Genomic DNA, 17,312 nt, shown 5'->3' with positions numbered 1-17,312 from the left:
GCGTGCCTACAGGCCCAGGCGCGCTTTGAGGCCGTCGAGCTCGGCCCAGAGCAGCGTCGGCAGGTGGTCGCCGAACTTCTCGAACCACTCGTTGATGCCCGGGACCTCGGCCCGCCACTCCTCGGGGTCGACGGCGAGGCAGGCGGCCAGCTGTTCCGCCGTCAGGTCCAGGCCCGAGGTGTCGAGCGACTCAGGCGTGGGGACGTGGCCGATCGGCGTCTCCGTCGCGGCCGCCGTGCCCTCCATGCGCTCGATGACCCACTTGAGCACGCGGCCGTTCTCGCCGAAGCCCGGCCAGAGGAAGTCGCCGTCGTCGTCGCGGCGGAACCAGTTGACGTAGAAGATCTTCGGCAGCTTGACCGCGTCGGCGTCCTTGCCCATGGCGATCCAGTGCGCGAAGTAGTCGCCGCTGTTGTAACCGATGAACGGCAGCATGGCCATGGGGTCGCGCCGGACGACGCCCACCTGGCCGGTGGCTGCCGCCGTCGTCTCCGAGGACAGCGTCGCGCCCATGAAGACACCGTGCGTCCAGTCGCGCGCCTCGGTGACCAGCGGGATCGTGGTCCGGCGGCGGCCACCGAAGAGGATCGCCGAGATCGGGACGCCGCGCGGGTCGTCGTACTCCGGCGCGATGATCGGGCACTGCTCGATGGGCGTGCAGAACCGCGAGTTCGGGTGCGAGCTGAGCTCGCCGTTGCCCGGCGTCCAGTCGCGGCCCTTCCAGTCCGTCAGGTGGGCCGGCTCCTCGTCGGTCATGCCCTCCCACCAGATGTCGCCGTCGTCGGTGAGGGCGACGTTGGTGAAGACGCTGTTGCCCTTGGCGATGGTGCGCATGGCGTTCGGGTTGGTCTTCCAGCCGGTGCCGGGCGCGACGCCGAACAGGCCGAACTCGGGGTTGACGGCGTACAGCCGTCCGTCCTCGCCGAAGCGCATCCAGGCGATGTCGTCGCCGAGCGTCTCGACCTTCCAGCCCGGGATGGTCGGCTCGAGCATCGCGAGGTTGGTCTTGCCGCAGGCCGACGGGAACGCGGCGGCGATGTAGTGGACGGCGCCGTGCGGCGCGGTGAGCTTGAGGATGAGCATGTGCTCGGCGAGCCAGCCCTCGTCGCGCGCCATGACGCTGGCGATGCGCAGCGAGTAGCACTTCTTGCCCAGCAGCGAGTTGCCGCCGTAGCCGGAGCCGTACGACCAGATCATCCGCTCCTCGGGGAACTGGGTGATGAACTTGGTCTCGTTGCACGGCCAGGCGACGTCCTGCTGACCCGGCTCCAGCGGCGCGCCCACCGAGTGCAGACACGGCACGAAGTCGGCGTCGTCGCCCATCGCCTCGAGGACGTGGGCGCCCATGCGGGCCATGATGCGCATCGACACGGTGACGTACGGCGAATCGGTCAGCTCGACGCCGAACATCGGGTTCTCGGCGGTCAGCGGGCCCATGCAGAACGGGATGACGTACATGGTGCGGCCGCGCATCGAGCCCTTGTAGAGCTCGGTCATCTCGGCCTTCATCTCGTTCGGGTCGCGCCAGTTGTTCGTCGGACCCGCGTCGGCCTCGTCGACCGAGCAGATGAAGGTGCGCTCCTCGACACGGGCGACGTCCGTCGGGTCCGTGCGAGCCCAGAACGAGTTCGGCTTCTTCTCCGGGTTCAGCCGCACGATGGTGCCGGCGTCGACGAGCTCGTCGGTGAGGGCGGTCCACTCCTCGTCGGACCCGTCGCACCAGTGGATGCGGTCCGGCTGGGTCAGTTCCGCGACCTCGCGGACCCAGGCGAGCAGGCGGGCGTGGGACGTGGGCGCGTCGTCGAGATCGTGTGCTGCTCCGGGTTCGGCGAACGTCGTCATGTAGCGGTCACCCTCTTCGTGTCGGTGCGCGCAGTCGGCCCTGCAGCGCGTTCCGGGTATGCGGAAGCCTCCCTGCCTCAGGCCATTCGGAGACGGGGAGTTGTTTCCGCGGGGATGCTCAGACGCTAGGGCCGGCATCTCAGGGACTGGAACCGACGACGGGGTGATCAGGACCACACAGGGTCCCAAAAATCAGGACAAAGCGGACACTGGTACGTACCTCACCCCACCAGTTGCGAGTGGTGGTACGTACCAGGATGGGTGTCTTGTCTCGCTAGACGACGGCGCCGGCGCGGACGACGGTGCGGCGGTCCGCGGCGCCCCACAGCAGTGACGGGTCGCTGAAGGGGTCGCCGTCGTACAGCACGACGTCGCCGGCCGCGCCCGCCCCGATGCGGCCGAGGTCGTCGCGGCCCAGCAGCAGCGCGTTGACCGACGTGGCGCTGCGCAGCGCGTCGAGCACACCGAGCACCTCGACCTGCAGGCGCAGCCCGACGAGTTGGTCGTCCTCGAGGTCGCCCATGAGGTCGCTGCCGAAGCCGACCCGCACGCCGGCGCTCTTCGCGAGCTCGATCGCGTGCTTCCCGGAGTCGAGGACCTCGCGGTTCTTCGCCTGCGACACCGGGTTCAGCCCGAGCGCGTCGCCGCGCCGGTCCAGCGCGTCGTACGCCGCCAGCGTCGGCACCAGGAACGCGTCGTGGTCGGCCATCAGCTGGGCGGTCGCCTCGTCGAGCAGGTTGCCGTGCTCGATGGAGCGCACGCCGTTCGTCACCGAGTGCTCGATCGCCTCGGGCGAGTACGCGTGCGCGGCTACGTACGACCCGCGGCGGGCCGCCTCGTCGGTGATGGCGCGCACCTCCTCGGGGCTGTACTGCGGGCGGCGGATCGGGTCGGTCAGCGACACCACCCCGCCCGATGTCATGATCTTGATCGCGTGGGCGCCGCGGCGGAACCGCTCGCGGACCGCTGTTCGCACCGCGTCCACACCGTCGACGACCTCGGTCATGTGGGTGTGGCCGACGCACAGGTCGTGGTCGCCCGGACGGGGGTCGCCGTGGCCGCCGGTCTGGGAGAGGGCGGGGCCGGTGTAGAAGTAGCGGGGCGCCGCCGTCAGGCCCTCGTCGATGGCGCAGGCCAGCCCCGGGTCCCCACCCGCGACGTCGCGGACCGTGGTGAAGCCGCGGCGGAGGGCGTTGTTCAGCCGCTGGGCCGCCTTGAGCGCGACGTAGCTCAGCGGGCTCGACTCGATGCCGACCATGTCCAGGCCCACGCCGTACGCGTGGCAGTGCGCGTCGATCAGCCCCGGGACGACGGTGCCGCCCTTCGCATCGACGACGGCGTCAGCGGTGCGGTCCGCGGCGGCGTGCGTCTCCGGGTCGACGATGACGCCGTCGACGATGTGCAGGTCGCCCTCGGTCAGCTCGGCCGAGGAGCCGTCGAAGATGCGCGCGTTCGTGATGGTCAGGCTGGCAGGCTGCTGGCCCATGGGCGGTCACCCTTCGTCTGGTTGTGTTATGTCACACGGTATAGCCGCCGTCCGCCCTGGTCGCCGTGGGTCCGCCCGGTCGTCCGCTGATCCGATTTCGGCGTGGACGCTCGGACCGGTACACTCGGTCACCGGTCCGCTTCGCGCGGATCGAGCGCCCGTAGCTCAACGGATAGAGCATCTGACTACGGATCAGAAGGTTAGGGGTTCGAATCCCTTCGGGCGCGCATCCCAACCCCAGGCCAGAGCACCATCGGCCTGGGGTTTCGTCATATACGAGATCGAGCGGCGGCACGGGATGAAGCAAGGGCGAAGCAGCGGTGAAGAGCCGGCTCCCTAGCGTCGAACCGTCCAGTCACCGATCTTGGAGTCGATCCATGCGTCTCGCCTCTCGCCTCGCCACGACCGGAGTGGTTGCCGCCTTCGCCGTCGGCGGCCTGCTCACCGGCCCCGCGCAAGCCACGCCCGACCGCGCGCCGACGACGGTCACCGCGCAGTCGTCGGGCACGGTCTGGTGCACGAAGGGCCTCGCCGACTGCCGGAGCAAGCGCAACGTCTACGTGTACCTCGGCTGCTGGGCGTCGCCGGTCCGCCCGGCGCAGTGGTACCCGGGGTGGTACCAGTTCGACTGGCGTTGCTGAGGCGCATGGGTGAGCGTCTGGTGGTGCCAGGGCACCACCAGACGCTCACCCATCGGCCCCCACCGGTTGGGCCGCCCCGGCGAGGACGGTGTCGAAGGAGGCGGCGATCGCGGTCCGCGTGCCCAGCCCGGTCCGTTCCTTGATCGCGGCGATGTGCTTGTCGACCGTCTTCTCGGTGATGCCCAGCGCCTCGGCGATGTCGACGTTGCTGGCACCCGCGGCGATCAACGCCGCAACCTGTCCCTGCCGCAGGGTCAGGTACACGGGCTCGGCCGCGGCCCCCGGCCCGGCGGCGGACCCGAGCGATACCGGCAGCGACACCGTCGCCAGGTCCTCACGCCTCGCCAGGCCCAACGCCCGCAGCACCCCCGCCACGTACCCCTCGACCGTCCGCACGCCCAGGAACAGGGCGGCGGCGATCTCGCGGTTGGTGCGCCCGGCCGCGGCCAGGGTCGCGATCTCGAGCTGCCGGGTCGACAAGACGCCTTCGGCGGCGGCGACAGGGGTCCGGAACAGCTGCACCGCCCGGGTGCGGACGGCGGCGACACGGGCCTCGCTGGCGTAGGCGTCGAGGTTCGCCAGGGCGCCCAGCGCCGCGTCGCGGCGCCCGCGGCGGACGGCGTGCGAGAGCAGCAGCCAGCGGGTCCGGAAGATCTCGAACCCGTTGCCGAGGTCCTGGACGACGACGGGGTCCAGCACGGCGCCGTCGGACAGCAGGGCCCGCATGCGCTCCCGCACGATCAGCACGTACGGCGACGGCATCATGTGCTCGACGATGCGCTGCAGCCGCTCGGCGCCGGCGGTGTCGCCGTCGGCCAGCGCGGCGGCGAACAGCATCTCCGCCGTCAGCGCCCGGTCGGCGTTGGTGAGCTCGAGCTCGTCGAGGTCGCCTTCGGCGCGCGCGATGCGGCCGGCACCGTCGACGTCGCCCAGGCTGGTCAGGACGATCGCCATCTCCATGAGCACGGAGTGACCGAGTGAGCGGCGTCCTTCCCGCCAGTCGCCGATCAGGACGAGCCGCTCCAGCTCCTCCATGTCCGCTGGCGGCTGCTCGCGCGACATGACGGCCAGGACGTGCTGGATCGACTTCGCGTGCATCCACCACGACGAGTTGCCCGACGCCGCGAAGCCGGCGAGGCCCCGCTCGACCAGCGGCGTGGCCTCGTCGACGCGCAGCTGGGTCGTGTAGACGCAGCCGATCAGGTGGTCCATGAACGGCGCCATCGCGCCGAGCCCGTGCCGAGCGGCCGCCGCCCGCGCGGCGAGACCGGCCTCGAGCGCCTCCGCGGGGAGCGACTGCGCCAGCGCGAGGGTCGGCACCCAGTAGAGCAGGTCGACGGCGTCGAGCACCTCGTCCGGGTCGTCCCGGGAGAGCAGGGCGAGGAACCCCTGCCGGGCCCGGGCCTCGAGGCCCAGCTGCTCGTCCCAGTCGTCGGCCGACGGCGTCCTGGTCCAGCCCTCCGCGGGCTCGACGCCGTCGACCATCAGCCGGTGGAACGCGACCGCGACCAGCGCGCGGACCTCCGTGGCATCGCGGGCATCGCGGGCGTCGCCGGGCGGCACAAGGTCGAACGAGCCGAAGGCCGGCTCGAACGCCACCCCGAGCTGCTGCTGGACCTCGAGGTCGCGCCGCAGTGCCGCATCGGTCACCGTCGGCAGGACGGCGGTGAGCCGGTCGTGCGCCGGCCGCTCCCGCCCGCTGAGCTGCTCGTACCGCGCCAGCCGCAGCACTCCGCGCGGCGACGAGTCCAGCTCTCGCGCCGTCGAACCCGAGCACAGCGCGGGCAGCGATCCGCTCGCGAGGGCGGCCGCCTCACCGTCGGCGAGACGCTCCGTCACCACCCCGGCCGCCGAGAAACCGTGGAAACCCCCATGCCCCGCGCGCGGCATGCGTAGGAACCCCACTCGTCCACGAAGCGCCCCCTCCCTACGGTCGAGCCCGTGACTTCGACGACCCCTGCCCGCATCAGGGCAGTTGCCACCTGCGCCGTTACCACGGCCCTGCTCGCTCTGACCCTTCCCGCCGGCCCCGCCCAAGCGCTCGGTCTGACCTGCCGCTGGACGGGAGCCGGGGCCGATGCTAACTGGTCCACGGCACCGAACTGGACCGATTGCGGCGGCGGGGCACCGGGCGACGGCGACGGCGTCGTCTTCGGGTCCGGCGCCACGCAGAAGGACGCCGTCAACGACCTCGGTGGCACGACGTTCAGCATCCTGCGCGTCGAGGAGAGCGGCTATGAGCTGTCCGGCGACGACATCGAGGTGAACTTCTTCAACGTCTCGGCGCCGACCACGCTCGGCACGAACCTGGAGCTCCCGACCGGCGCCGGCGAGCACCTGCACCACGTCGCCGCCGACTTCACCATCGCGGCGCCGTACCAGCTGCGGCTCGACCAGGCGGCGAACGCGACCGACCTGATCCAGCTGACGGACGGCGCGACGCTGCAGACCCGCGTCGGCGGCGGTCCCGAGGCGCTGCGGTTCCGCGGCACCGGCACCGTCGAGCTGCGCGGCAGCACGTATGCGGGCACGATCGGCCTGGAGGACGACGTCACGCTGCGCTGCGGTGGCGACGACTGCGGCGGCGCCGGCGGCGCGGTCACCGTCGTCGAGGACGCGTCGCTCGAGTTCACCGGCGACACCGAGTTCCAGCGGGCCATCACGCTCGGCGACGGCGGGGTGCTCGACTCGTACTCGCTGGTCACCGGCCCGCACGCCGTGACGCTGGCCGAGCCGGTCACGATCGGCGCGTGGGTGCGCGTCCAGGGCGGCACCGGCGGCGACCCGCTCGAGTTCGCCGGCGACCTGCACCTCACCGATGACATCCTGGAGGTCGACGGCGCCGCCACCGTGCCGCCGTTCGCCACCCTGACCAGCGACCCGAACGGCGAGCTCCGCGTCGGCACGAGCGAGACGCCGGGCAGCTTCGCCATCGAGGAGGGCCAGCTCGGTCACGAGGGCCTGACCTCGGCCAGCGGCCCCGAGTCGCTGCTCGTCGTGAACGACACGGTCGCGCTCGGCCCCGAGGGGTCCGGCATCACGACGGTGAGCAACGGCGCCACGCTCGGCACCACCGACACGATCACCCTGGACGAGGACCTCCGGCTCGGCGACGGCGCGGCGATCGCGACCCTCGCGCCGGGCGCGAGCCTGACCGTGACCGACCTGCAGCTGGAGACCGGCGGCGGCCGGGCCGAGACCCGCGTGACGCCGTCGGTGATCGACCTGGTGTCGGTCGAGGGGATCGACGGCCTGGAGCTGGCCAGCGCCGGCATCGACGCGCCGATCATCTTCAGCGAGGGCGGCTCGAGCACCTACGCCGGCGACACCGTGGCGGAGAGCGGCGCGGTCGCGCTGCGCCGCGACACCTCCGTCACCGGCGACTTCGAGATCCGGGACGCGCACGTCACGACGATCCACACCGACCACGCCGACCTGCACGACCTGATCCCCGACACCGCAGAGGTGTCGATCACCGGCTCCGGCGCGTTCGTGCTCAACGACAACGAGGCGATCGGCGCGCTGAGCGGCACCGACGCCGCCGGCTCCGTGCTGCTGGTCGACGCGGCGTCCGGCCTGGACGTCACGGGCTCGGCGACGACGGCGTTCGCCGGGGACCTGCGCGGCGGCGGCACGCTGACGCACAGCGGCGACGGGTCGCTCGGGCTCGGCGGCGACTGGACGCAGAACGCCGACGGGTCGCGGCTCGCGGTGGCGGCCGGCACGGTCGCGGTGGACGGCGACCTCGGCCAGACCGGCGCGACGGTCCAGGGAACGCTGCGCGGGACCGGCACGGTCGGCACGCTGACGCTCGACGGCGGAACGGTCGCGGCCGGCGCGTCCGCGGGCTGCCTCACCGTCAATGGTGAGTTCACCGGTGACGGGACCCTCGGCGTCGAGCTCGGCGGCCACGAGCCGTGCGACACGTTCGACCGCATCGCCACCGACCACCAGACCCTCGGCGACGTCACCTGGGATGTCGCGGTGCTCGACGGCTTCCACCCGGCCGAGGGCGACGAGTTCGCCGTCGTCACCACCACGGGCCCGGGCAGCACCGACCTGGCGACCCAGGAGGTCACGTCCGGCGAGTATGTGTTCGACGCGGTGTGGGACGGCACCGACGTGCTGCTGCGGGTCACCTCGGCGCCGGACCAGCCGACGCCGTCGCCGACGGACGAGCCGACCGGGTCGCCCACGGACGGTCCGGGCGGGGACGACTCCGGCGACGAGTCCGGGGACGACTCGGGCTCCGGCGACGACGACCCGGCCGGGGACGACGACCAGCTGCCCGACACCGGCGTGTGGGCGACCGGCGGGATCGTCCTCGCCGCGCTGCTCCTGGCCGGCGGTCTGTTCGCCCTGCGGGCACGCCGGCGGGCACTGGCCTGACGGTCTCGGCTCGCAGGCATCACCCCCAGGCCCCGGCTTCCGCGGCGTCGCGCATGACGTCGCGGAAGTCGCGGGCCGGTCGGCCGAGGGCCCGTTCGACACCGTCGGACAGGTAGGCGTCGATGCCGCGGCGGACCGGGCTCACGCTGATCGCGTAGCCCTCGGCGTCGGCCTCCGGCCAGCCCTGATCCACCAGCTCGCGGACGAAGTCGGCGTGCGAGACGTCCGTGTATCGGACCTCCCGGCCGGTCGCCGCCGCGATCTCCGCGACCGCCTCGCCCATCGTCAGGGCCCGCGGCCCGGACAACTCGTAGGTCTGCCCGACGTGGCCCTCCTCGGTCAGCGCGGCCACCGCGACCGCCGCGATGTCGCCGGCGTCGACGAAGCTCGCGGCGCCGTCGCCGGCGGGCAGCCGCAGCTCGCCGGCCAGGATGGCGTCGCGGAAGAAGCCCTCGCTGAAGTTCTGCGCGAACCAGCCCGGACGCAGGACCGTCCAGTCGACCGCGGCCGAGCGCAGCGCCGCCTCGCCGTCGATGTGCGGGTTGGCGTGCAGCCACTCCGGCGGCAGGTAGCCGTCGACGTCGACGCCGCGGCCCGAGAGCAGCACGATGCGCTTCACGCCGGCATCGAGCGCGGCCGCGAGGAACGGCCGGGTGAGCGGTGCGCCGTCGTACGGGACCACGAAGGCCGAGCGGACGCCGTCGAGCACGGGTCCCCAGGTCGAGTCCTCGGTCCAGTCGAACGGCGGGGTGCTGGAGCGGCCGGCGGCGCGGACCGGCCGGCCGAGGTCGCGGAGCCGGGCGGCGACCCGGCGGCCGACCTTGCCGGTGGCGCCGGTGATCAGAATCGTCATGCGTTCAGCCAACCGGCGATCGCGGAGACGCTGAATGGTCTGAACGCTCCGATTCATGCGGCATCGTCTACGGTGAGTGCATGGACTCGCTCACCGACCTGCTCGACGACGTCCGGGCGCGCGGCGCTCTGGTCGGGCGGACGGTGCTCGACCCGCGGTGGTCCGTGCGGTTCGCGACCGGGTCGGGGCTCACGCTGCTCGCCGTCCTGCGGGGGACCGCGTGGATCCTGCCGCCCGACGGCGCCCCGGTGCGGGTCGGCGCGGGTGACGTCGCCGTCGTCCGCGGGCCCGAGCCGTACACCGTCGCCGTCGACCCGGCGTCGAAGCCCGAGGACGCCGTCACGCTGGCCGACTACTGCGCACGGAGCGTCCGGGCCGGGGCGGCCGGGCGGACCTGCGACCCGGGGGCCGACGGCGACACCGTCGTGCTGACCGGGGACTACGACGGCGCGGCCGGCATCAGCGAACGCCTGCTCGAGGCGCTGCCGCGGGTGCTCGTCATCGCCGACGCCGAGTGCCCGTGCCCCCTGCTGGACGTCGTCGCCGACGAGGTCGCCGCCGAGCGGCCGGGGCAGCAGGTGGTGCTCGACCGCCTGCTCGACCTCATGCTGGTGTCGACGCTGCGCGGCTGGTTCGACCGGCCGCAGGCGCGGGCGCCGCACTGGTACCGGCGGCTCGACGACTCTCCGGTGAGCCGGGCGCTGCGGCTGCTGCACGACGATCCTTCGCGGGCATGGACGGTGGCGTCGCTGGCGACGGCCGCCGGGGTGTCGCGGGCGTTCCTGGCCCGCGAGTTCACCACTCAGGTGGGCGAGCCACCCATGGCCTACCTCGCCGGCTGGCGGCTGGCGATGGCCGCCGACCTGCTGCGCGAGACCGACGCGACCATCGAGGCGATCGCCCGGCGGGTCGGCTACGGCAGCGCGTTCGCGCTCAGCGCCGCGTTCAAGCGGCGGCGCGGGCTGACGCCGTCACATCACCGGGCGGTCAGCCGGCCAGCGCCGCGGCGAGCAGCTCCCGCCGCCGATCCGACGTCGGTCCGAGGAGCCTGAGCGCCTCGTCGTAGGCCGGCCGCGCGTCACCGGGGCGGCCCAGCGCCGCCTTGATGCGCACCTGGGTGAGCAGCACGTCGACCAGTCCGTCGGTCGCGCCCATCGTGCGCAGCACCGCCGTCGCGTCGGCGGCGTACGTCTCGGCGTGGCCGAGATCGCCGGTGAGCAGCGACGCCTCGGCCAGGGTGCCCAGACTCAGGCCCTCGATGATCCGGTTCCCGTCCCGGCGCGACAGCTCCAGCGCGGTGCGGGACTCGGCGGTCCCCTCGTCGAGGCGGCCCAGCTCCGTGAGGATGTGGCCGAGGTTGAAGTGGCAGGCCGCGACCGCGGGTGCGAGCATGGCCGGCGTCGGGTCGGCCTCCCACCGTGCCGCCGCCTCGAGCGCGGCGCGACAGCTGCCGGCCGCGCCCTCCTTGTCGCCGCTCCGGTTCTGCGTGATCGCCAGGTTCACCAGCACGGCCGACTCGGTGCCGACGTCGCCCGCGGCCCGGCACCCGGCCAGGGCCGCCCGCAGGCTCGCGGCTGCGTTGGCGCTGTCGCCGCTGCGGTGGTATGCGTTCCCGAGGTTGTTGTGGGCGATGTACAGCGCCGCCGCGCCGACGTGCGACGCGGCCGCGACCCCGAGCTCGGCGAGGTCGACGCGCAGGTCGCTGTGCGCGGTGCCGATGAGCAGGATGCGGCCGAAGTCCCAGGAGAGCCGCCAGGCGTGCTCGTACATCCCGAAGTCGTGGGCGCGCCGCGTGGCGAACGCCAGGGCCCGGACCTCCGTGGCGCACCACTGCCAAGCCGACTCGGGATCGTCGAAGGTCATCGGCCGCACGTCGGGGGCCGGGGCCGGCAGCGGGTGCTCCTGCCGCCGGGGGCGCAGGCGGCGGGCGGCGTTGCGGACGCTGTGGACGTACCAGTCAAGGGCGCGGACCGACCTCGCGCTGCGCTCCTCGGCGTCATCGGTCCTCTCGGAGAGCATCGCGGCGTAGACCCGCACGAGGTCGTGGAAGCGGTAGCGGCCCCGGACGCTGGACAGCAGCGACAGGTCGGCGAGGTGGTCGAGCAGCCGGCGGGCCACGGGGACCGGGCGGGCGGCGACGGTGCCGGCGAGCTCGGCGCTGAACTCCAGCGGCGTCAGGTAGGCCATCAGGCGGAAGATGCGGGCGGCCTCCGGCTCCAGCGCGGCGTACGACCACGACAGCACCGCCCGCACGCTCGCCGTCGGTCCGTCGCCGAGGTCGTCTAGTGCCTCCAGCCGGGTCTGGTCGTCACGCAGCTCGCGGACCAGCGCCGACAGGTCCAGGTCGCGATGCCGGGCGAGGTACTCGGCGGCGATGACGAGGGCGAGCGGCAGCCGTTCGCACAGTTCGGCCAGCTCGGCGAGCGTGGAGTCGCCGGGGCCGAGGGTGAGGCCGTGCCGGCGCAGGCGCTCACCGAACAGGGCGACGGCGTCGCCGGCGGCCAGCTGGTCGACCGCGATCGGGCGGGCGCCCTCGCGCGCCGACAGTCCGCGCAACGCGCTCCGGCTGGTGACCAGCACCCGGCCGGCCGCGCCGGGGAGCAGTGGCCGGACCTGCTCGGAGTCGCGCACGTTGTCGAGCACGACGAGCATGCGGCGGTCGGCGAGGAGGGTGCGGTAGAGCGCCGCGCGCGCGTCCAGTCCGGCCGGCACCTGGTCGGCCGGGACGCCGAGGCTGCTCAGGACCTCGCCGAGCGCAGTGAGCGGCTCGACGGGCCGGCGGTCGGCGAAGCCGCGCAGGTCGAGGAAGATCTGGCCGTGGGGGAACCAGTCCTGCCGGCGGTGCCCCCAGTGCACAGCCAGCGCGGTCTTGCCGGCCCCGCCCTGCCCCGTCATCGCGACGACCACCGTTCCGGGAGCGGCCGCCGGGTCGTCGACGCGGAAGGCGTCGTCCAGCGTGGCGAGCAGGTCGGCGCGCCCGACGAGGTCGACGTCGGCTGGGAGCTGCCGCGGAGGCACCGTGCCGACGTCGACCTCGGCAGCGGCCGAGCCGTCCGTCACCGCCGAGCCGGCCGTCGCCGCGCTACCCGTCACCGCCGCGCTACCCGTCACCGCAGTGCGGCCCACCGGCGCCGGCGAGCCGCCGGGGTCCAGCAGCTCCGCGTACAGCCGCCGCAGCTCGGGGCCCGGGTCGGCGCCGAGCTCCTCGGCCAACCGCTGCCGCACCTGCTCGTACGTCGCCAGGGCCTCGGCATCACGGCCGCCGGCGGTCAGGAGCCGCAGGTGCCGGGCCCAGAGCGACTCGCGCAGCGGATGCCGCGCGACCTCGGCGCGGATCCGGCCGGCCGCCTCGTCGATCTCGCCGGCCGCGAGCGAGAGGTCGACGGCGCGCTCGAGGGCACCCAGGTAGCGCTCGGTCAGCCGCGGGACCTCGACCGACGCCAGCGCGCCGGCCTCGACCCCGTCGTAGGGGGTGCCGCGCCAGAGCTCCAGCGCCTGGCCGAGGAGCTTGCGCTCGGTGTGCGGGTCGGCGGTCGCCGCGGCCTCGTCGAGCAGCGCCTCGAACCGCAGCGCGTCGACCTGGCCCGGGCCGATGCGGAGCACGTACCCGCCCGGCCGGCTCGCGACCACATCGTCGGGCAGGGTGGCGCGCAGCCGCGCGACCCACGTCTGCACCGTCCGGCGCAGGTTGACCGGCGGCGAGTCGCCCCACACGTGCTCGCCGATGGCGTCCGCCGACACCGTCCGCCCCGCCGACGCCGCCAGCACTGCGAGGATCCCGCGCAGCCGGTCACTGCTGACCAACACCGGGACGCCGCAGCGCAGCAGCTCGAACGGACCGAGCAGGCCGATCGACACCTCGCTGCCGTCGTGGCCCGAGGCTCCGGCGCCGGCGTTCGGCGGAGCGATCACCCGTCCAGCATTGCCGTAGTCGGGTGACGATGTCATCCTCCCTCGTCAATCCCCGGAGGTGACCGCCCGCGAGGCGGTGCTGCCGCCGAGTCGGCCCGGGTGAAACGTCCGGGCCGGGTCGGGACACATCACCAGTGACGGAACTCTCCGACTACGGCAGGAAGGAGCGGCGTGCCGGCCTGGAGTCGACCCCACCGCGACCATGACCCCGCGTCTGGACGGACCCGGTCCGAGACGAGGTTCGAGACCCTGTTCGCGGCGGAGTCGCGCGCGATCCTGGGCTACGCCCTGCGCCGCGTCGACGCCGCAGAGGACGCGGCGGACGTGGTCGCCGAGACCTTCCTGGTCGCCTGGCGCCGCATCGACGACGTCCCTGCCGGTTCCGACGCCCGGCCCTGGCTCTACGGCGTCGCCCGGAGGGTGGTGGCGAACCAGGTCCGTGGGACACGGCGCCGGACCCGGCTGGGCGAACGGCTCCGCGACGAGCTGCTGACCAGGCCGGACGTGATCCGCCACGACGAGGACGACGCGGCCGCGACGGTCCGGGAGGCGATGCTGCGCCTGTCGGACGACGACCGCGAGCTGCTCCGGCTGACCAGCTGGGAGGGCCTCGGGCCGGCCGAGCTGGCGACTGCGATGTCGGTGCCGCCGGCCACCGTGCGGACCCGGTTGCACCGTGCCCGCCACCGGCTGCGGACGGAGCTCGAGGCGCTCGGCTGGGCCGGCGAACGCCAGGCGCTGACCGGACATGTGAACGGTGACGGACGGCTGTCCGTCCGGCTGGAGGAGGGGACATGAGGGATGAGCTGGACGCGCTGGTCGAGCGGACCTCACGGGTCAGCGACGCCGATGCCGAGGCGTTGCCCCTTCGCGCGGCCGAAGCCGACCTGATGGAGGAGATCATGTCCACATCCGTTCTGGAGTCCTTGCCGGGGACAGAGCCGCCACGACGGCACCGCGGTGCCCGGCGGCTGGTGGCACTGGCCGGTGCCGCGGCCGCGGTGACCGCCGGTGTGCTCGTCGTCCAGCCCGGCGGCGACGAGCAGCCCGCCTGGGCGGCCGAGGTGCTCGAGGTCGCCGAGTCGGCGCCCCGGTTGATCGTCGACGATCCGGACTGGCGGATCACTCGCGCCGACGAGTTCGGCGTGGAGCGCGGGGAGACGACCTTCTCGGACGGCACCGACGAGCTGGAGCTCTCGTGGTTGCCCGGGGACTCCTACGACGACGTGATCGCCGACCGCCACTACAACATGGGTCACGAGGACTCCATCGTCGTCGCCGGTCACGAGGCGGCTCTCATGCAGTACGCCGACAGCTCGGTCTTCACGACGGTCTGGCAGCAGAACGGCTACACGATGCAGGCCGTGGGCCGCACCTTCGACGACCAGGACTCGTACGAGGACGTTCTGCGTGGGCTCACCGAGACCGACGTCGACACCTGGCTGTCGGCCATGCCCGAGAACGTCGTGCAACCGGACCAAGGGGAGTCCGTCGTGACCGAGATGCTCGACGGCCTGCCGCTGCCGGCGGGCTTCGACTCGAGCACACTGGCCGAGGACGGCGTCCGCGACCGGTACCACGTGGGTGCGCGGGTCGCCGGCGCCGTGGCCTGTGCCTGGATCGCGCAGTGGGCGGAGGCCACCGAGACCGGCGACACCGCCGCGGCGGACCAGGCCGTCGCCGCCATGGCCACGTCGCGGGACTGGCCGGTGCTCCAAGAGCTGCAGGCCGGCGGCGACTACCCCGACGTCCTCTGGGAGTACGCCGATGCGGTGGCCAACGGCGGGCTCGACGCCGAGGGCCGCAGCATCACCGCTGAGGTGACCGGTGGCGACAGCGACGCCGTCGGCATCGCCTACCGCGAGGTGCTCGGCTGCTCCTGACCGCCCATCGCCGTAGGTCCCCCGGCGCCGCCCTGACACTCGCGTCCGAGTGCCGGGGCGGTGGCGACTGCGGCCGCCTCGCCGGGGCCGCCGCAAGCAGCAGACGTCGAGGAATCGTCCGCCGCTCGGCAGCGACCGGTCTCAGCTCATGGGCATCACCTGCCTCACCGCACAGGCCGTGCGGGCGAGGTCGCGCTGGTCGACCTGCTCGCCGCCGCCGAACACCCGCACCGCGACGCCGGGGGCGGCCAGCCAGAACAGCTCGCCGGCACCGGTGAACCCTGGGCCGTCGGGATGGTCGAACGGCTCGGTGGCCCAGGCGGCGGGATCGCGCTCGAGGTACTCGGCCAGGAACCCGCGCAGTGCCGCCGCGTCGGTGAAGGACGGGCTGCGCATGACCGTGACCTGGAGGTCGACCCGGTAGGACTCGTCGGGGTAGGGCCCGGACTCCCAGACCCGCGAGCGGAAGCCGACGTCGTCCCACTCGTAGGCGAAGTCGGTGACGAGCGGCCCGATGCCCGGCGGCACCCACCTGAGGGCGAAGCCGTCGAGCCAGCGGAGATGTCGCGGCGGCCGCACGGGGCCACAGTCCGCGGACCCGTCCTTCGCGGGCACCGCGGCCGCAACCCCCGCCATCGGCGCAACCCCCGCCGCCGGCGCAACCCCTGCAATCGCCGCCGCACCCGCCGACCCGCCCGCGACCAGCGCGGCGACCGTGAGACCGCACACCGCGGCACCCCTGATGAACTGCATGGATGGAGTCCTCTCACCCGACGATGACGAGACCCGGGGGCCTCGGTCCGGCTACCCGGCCGGACCCCTTCATCGTTCGCCGATCACCCACCCGCCCGCATCCGCCGAACCCCGAAATGTGGATGAGCCGTCATATCCGTCGAGCCTGTGGACAACCCCGATCCGCGTGGCGTCCCCGTCGTCACGAACCGATGACGGTTACGATCCGCTGTGATCGACATGTCTCTGGGGGGAGGCGACGTGGCGGGCGCGAGTCCCGTCACGCCTCGATGGGTGCGGGAGTAGGGAATCGATGCCGCTGACGCTGCGCTACGTCGCGCGCTCTGACGTCGGCCTGGTCCGGGAGGGCAACGAGGACTCCGGCTACGCCGGGCCCTACCTCCTGGCCGTCGCCGACGGCATGGGCGGGCACGCAGCCGGCGAGGTCGCCAGCCGAGCCACCATCGAGGAGCTCCTCAACGCCGACCACCTGCCCGACGGCGACCCCATCGACGCCCTGTCCGCGGCGGTCAGCGCCGCCAACAGCCGCATCGACCAGCTCGCCCGGGCCGACCCGACGCGCGCCGGCATGGGCACCACCAGCACCTCGCTGCTCTGGAACGGCCTGCAGCTGGCGCTCGGCCACATCGGCGACTCCCGGGCCTACCTGCTGCGCGACGGCGCGCTGACGCAGATCACCCGCGACCACACCTTCGTCCAGTCGCTGGTCGACGACGGCCGCATCACGCCCGACGACGCCCGCGAGCATCCGGCCCGCTCCGTCGTCACGAAGGTGCTGCAGGGCCAGTCGCCCATCCATCCTGACTACTCGATCATCGACGTCCAGCCCGGCGACCGCGTGCTCATCTGCAGCGACGGCCTCACCGACGTGGTGACCGACCGCGAGATCGAGGACACGCTGGCCCGCGCACGCACCGTCGAGGACGCCGCCGACCAGCTCGTCGCGATGACGCTCGACGCCGGCGCGCCGGACAACGTCACGGTCGTCATCGGCGAGCTCGCCGAGGTCGACGCCGCCGACACCGTCGTCGACGCCCGCGAGTCGATCATCGTCGGGTCGGCCGCCGAGGACCACGAGGACGGCGAGCCGGCCGAGTACGAGCACGACCCCGAGGCGATGCGCTACGCACCGCGAGCCCGGCGCCGGCGGCGACGGCGCTGGCTGCGCCCGGTCATCGCCGTGGCCGCCGTGGTGGCGGTCGGCTGGGCCGGGCTCACGTACGCCAACGACTGGGTCCGCGACCAGTACTACATCGGCGCGAGCGGCGGTCAGGTCGCGATCTACCAGGGCGTCCGGCACGAGCTGGGGCCGGTCCACCTGTCCGAGCTGTACGACGTCCCCGGCGACCTGCCGCTGGAGGCCCTTCCCGACGTCTACCGCAACGAGGTGGGCGCGACCATCGCCGCCGACGACCTCGACGAGGCCGAGCAGCTGGTCCACACCCTCCGGCTGCGCGCCTGCCGGGCCCAGGAGCGCGGGGCCGGCACGGCCACAGCCGGCAACGACGCCGGCGACGACGCCGACTTCCCCGGCCTGGACTGCACCGAGTAGC

Annotated in this window: 12 protein-coding genes and 1 tRNA gene; 7 read left to right on the top strand and 6 right to left on the bottom strand. The window is 73.3% G+C overall.

Annotation, left to right across the window (positions count from 1 at the left end; translation table 11 throughout):
- Window positions 1-6: 6 nt before the first annotated feature.
- Window positions 7-1,842 (bottom strand): phosphoenolpyruvate carboxykinase (GTP), encoded by a 1,836-nt coding sequence (locus HD601_RS09435; RefSeq protein WP_184821297.1) that lies wholly within the window; start codon window positions 1,840-1,842, stop codon window positions 7-9.
- Window positions 1,843-2,116: 274 nt separating this feature from the next.
- On the bottom strand, window positions 2,117-3,328 hold the full coding sequence (locus HD601_RS09430; RefSeq protein ID WP_184821295.1) for a metal-dependent hydrolase family protein: 1,212 nt from the start codon (window positions 3,326-3,328) through the stop codon (window positions 2,117-2,119).
- Between the two features lie 154 nt (window positions 3,329-3,482).
- Here HD601_RS09430 and HD601_RS09425 point away from each other — a divergent pair.
- Together HD601_RS09425 and HD601_RS09420 are read left to right on the top strand one after the other, a co-directional pair.
- Window positions 3,483-3,555: transfer RNA gene (locus tag HD601_RS09425), tRNA-Arg, on the top strand.
- A gap of 150 nt (window positions 3,556-3,705) precedes the next feature.
- Complete coding sequence (locus HD601_RS09420; RefSeq protein ID WP_184821293.1) at window positions 3,706-3,969, top strand: hypothetical protein; 264 nt, start codon at window positions 3,706-3,708, stop codon at window positions 3,967-3,969.
- 45 nt (window positions 3,970-4,014) lie between these two features.
- Here the strand turns inward: HD601_RS09420 and HD601_RS35585 are convergent, their stop codons facing one another.
- Entirely contained in the window at window positions 4,015-5,808 is a 1,794-nt protein-coding gene (locus HD601_RS35585; protein WP_184821292.1) for a LuxR C-terminal-related transcriptional regulator, read from the bottom strand.
- A 102-nt stretch (window positions 5,809-5,910) separates the two neighbouring features.
- Between HD601_RS35585 and HD601_RS09410 the strand changes: the two genes are divergently transcribed.
- Complete coding sequence (locus HD601_RS09410) at window positions 5,911-8,358, top strand: hypothetical protein (RefSeq protein WP_184821291.1); 2,448 nt, start codon at window positions 5,911-5,913, stop codon at window positions 8,356-8,358.
- 19 nt (window positions 8,359-8,377) lie between these two features.
- On the opposite strand, the gene HD601_RS09405 is transcribed toward HD601_RS09410, so the two are convergent.
- Window positions 8,378-9,211 (bottom strand): NmrA family NAD(P)-binding protein, encoded by an 834-nt coding sequence (locus HD601_RS09405; RefSeq protein WP_184821290.1) that lies wholly within the window; start codon window positions 9,209-9,211, stop codon window positions 8,378-8,380.
- An 80-nt stretch (window positions 9,212-9,291) separates the two neighbouring features.
- Between HD601_RS09405 and HD601_RS09400 the strand changes: the two genes are divergently transcribed.
- Entirely contained in the window at window positions 9,292-10,263 is a 972-nt protein-coding gene (locus HD601_RS09400) for an AraC family transcriptional regulator (RefSeq protein ID WP_184821289.1), read from the top strand.
- Here the strand turns inward: HD601_RS09400 and HD601_RS09395 are convergent.
- Window positions 10,199-13,123 (bottom strand): BTAD domain-containing putative transcriptional regulator, encoded by a 2,925-nt coding sequence (locus tag HD601_RS09395; protein ID WP_184821288.1) that lies wholly within the window; start codon window positions 13,121-13,123, stop codon window positions 10,199-10,201. The two genes, HD601_RS09400 and HD601_RS09395, sit on opposite strands and share 65 nt — an antisense overlap.
- Before the next feature lie 171 nt (window positions 13,124-13,294).
- On the opposite strand from HD601_RS09395, the gene HD601_RS09390 reads away from it, so the two are divergent.
- Both HD601_RS09390 and HD601_RS09385 read left to right on the top strand, forming a co-directional pair.
- Complete coding sequence (locus HD601_RS09390) at window positions 13,295-13,921, top strand: sigma-70 family RNA polymerase sigma factor (protein ID WP_184821287.1); 627 nt, start codon at window positions 13,295-13,297, stop codon at window positions 13,919-13,921.
- Window positions 13,918-15,006: a hypothetical protein gene (locus HD601_RS09385; protein WP_184821286.1), complete on the top strand. Its 1,089-nt coding sequence runs from the start codon at window positions 13,918-13,920 to the stop codon at window positions 15,004-15,006. Before HD601_RS09390 ends, HD601_RS09385 begins: the two co-directional genes overlap by 4 nt.
- Window positions 15,007-15,147: 141 nt before the next feature.
- On the opposite strand, the gene HD601_RS09380 is transcribed toward HD601_RS09385, so the two are convergent.
- Window positions 15,148-15,759 (bottom strand): hypothetical protein, encoded by a 612-nt coding sequence (locus HD601_RS09380; RefSeq protein WP_184821284.1) that lies wholly within the window; start codon window positions 15,757-15,759, stop codon window positions 15,148-15,150.
- A gap of 292 nt (window positions 15,760-16,051) precedes the next feature.
- On the opposite strand from HD601_RS09380, the gene HD601_RS09375 reads away from it, so the two are divergent.
- Window positions 16,052-17,311 (top strand): PP2C family protein-serine/threonine phosphatase, encoded by a 1,260-nt coding sequence (locus HD601_RS09375; RefSeq protein WP_184821282.1) that lies wholly within the window; start codon window positions 16,052-16,054, stop codon window positions 17,309-17,311.
- Window position 17,312 lies beyond the last annotated feature (1 nt).

It is taken from the genome of Jiangella mangrovi, from assembly GCF_014204975.1.
In the GTDB taxonomy this organism is placed as follows: domain Bacteria; phylum Actinomycetota; class Actinomycetes; order Jiangellales; family Jiangellaceae; genus Jiangella; species Jiangella mangrovi.
This window is presented reverse-complemented; position numbering and strand designations above follow the sequence as displayed.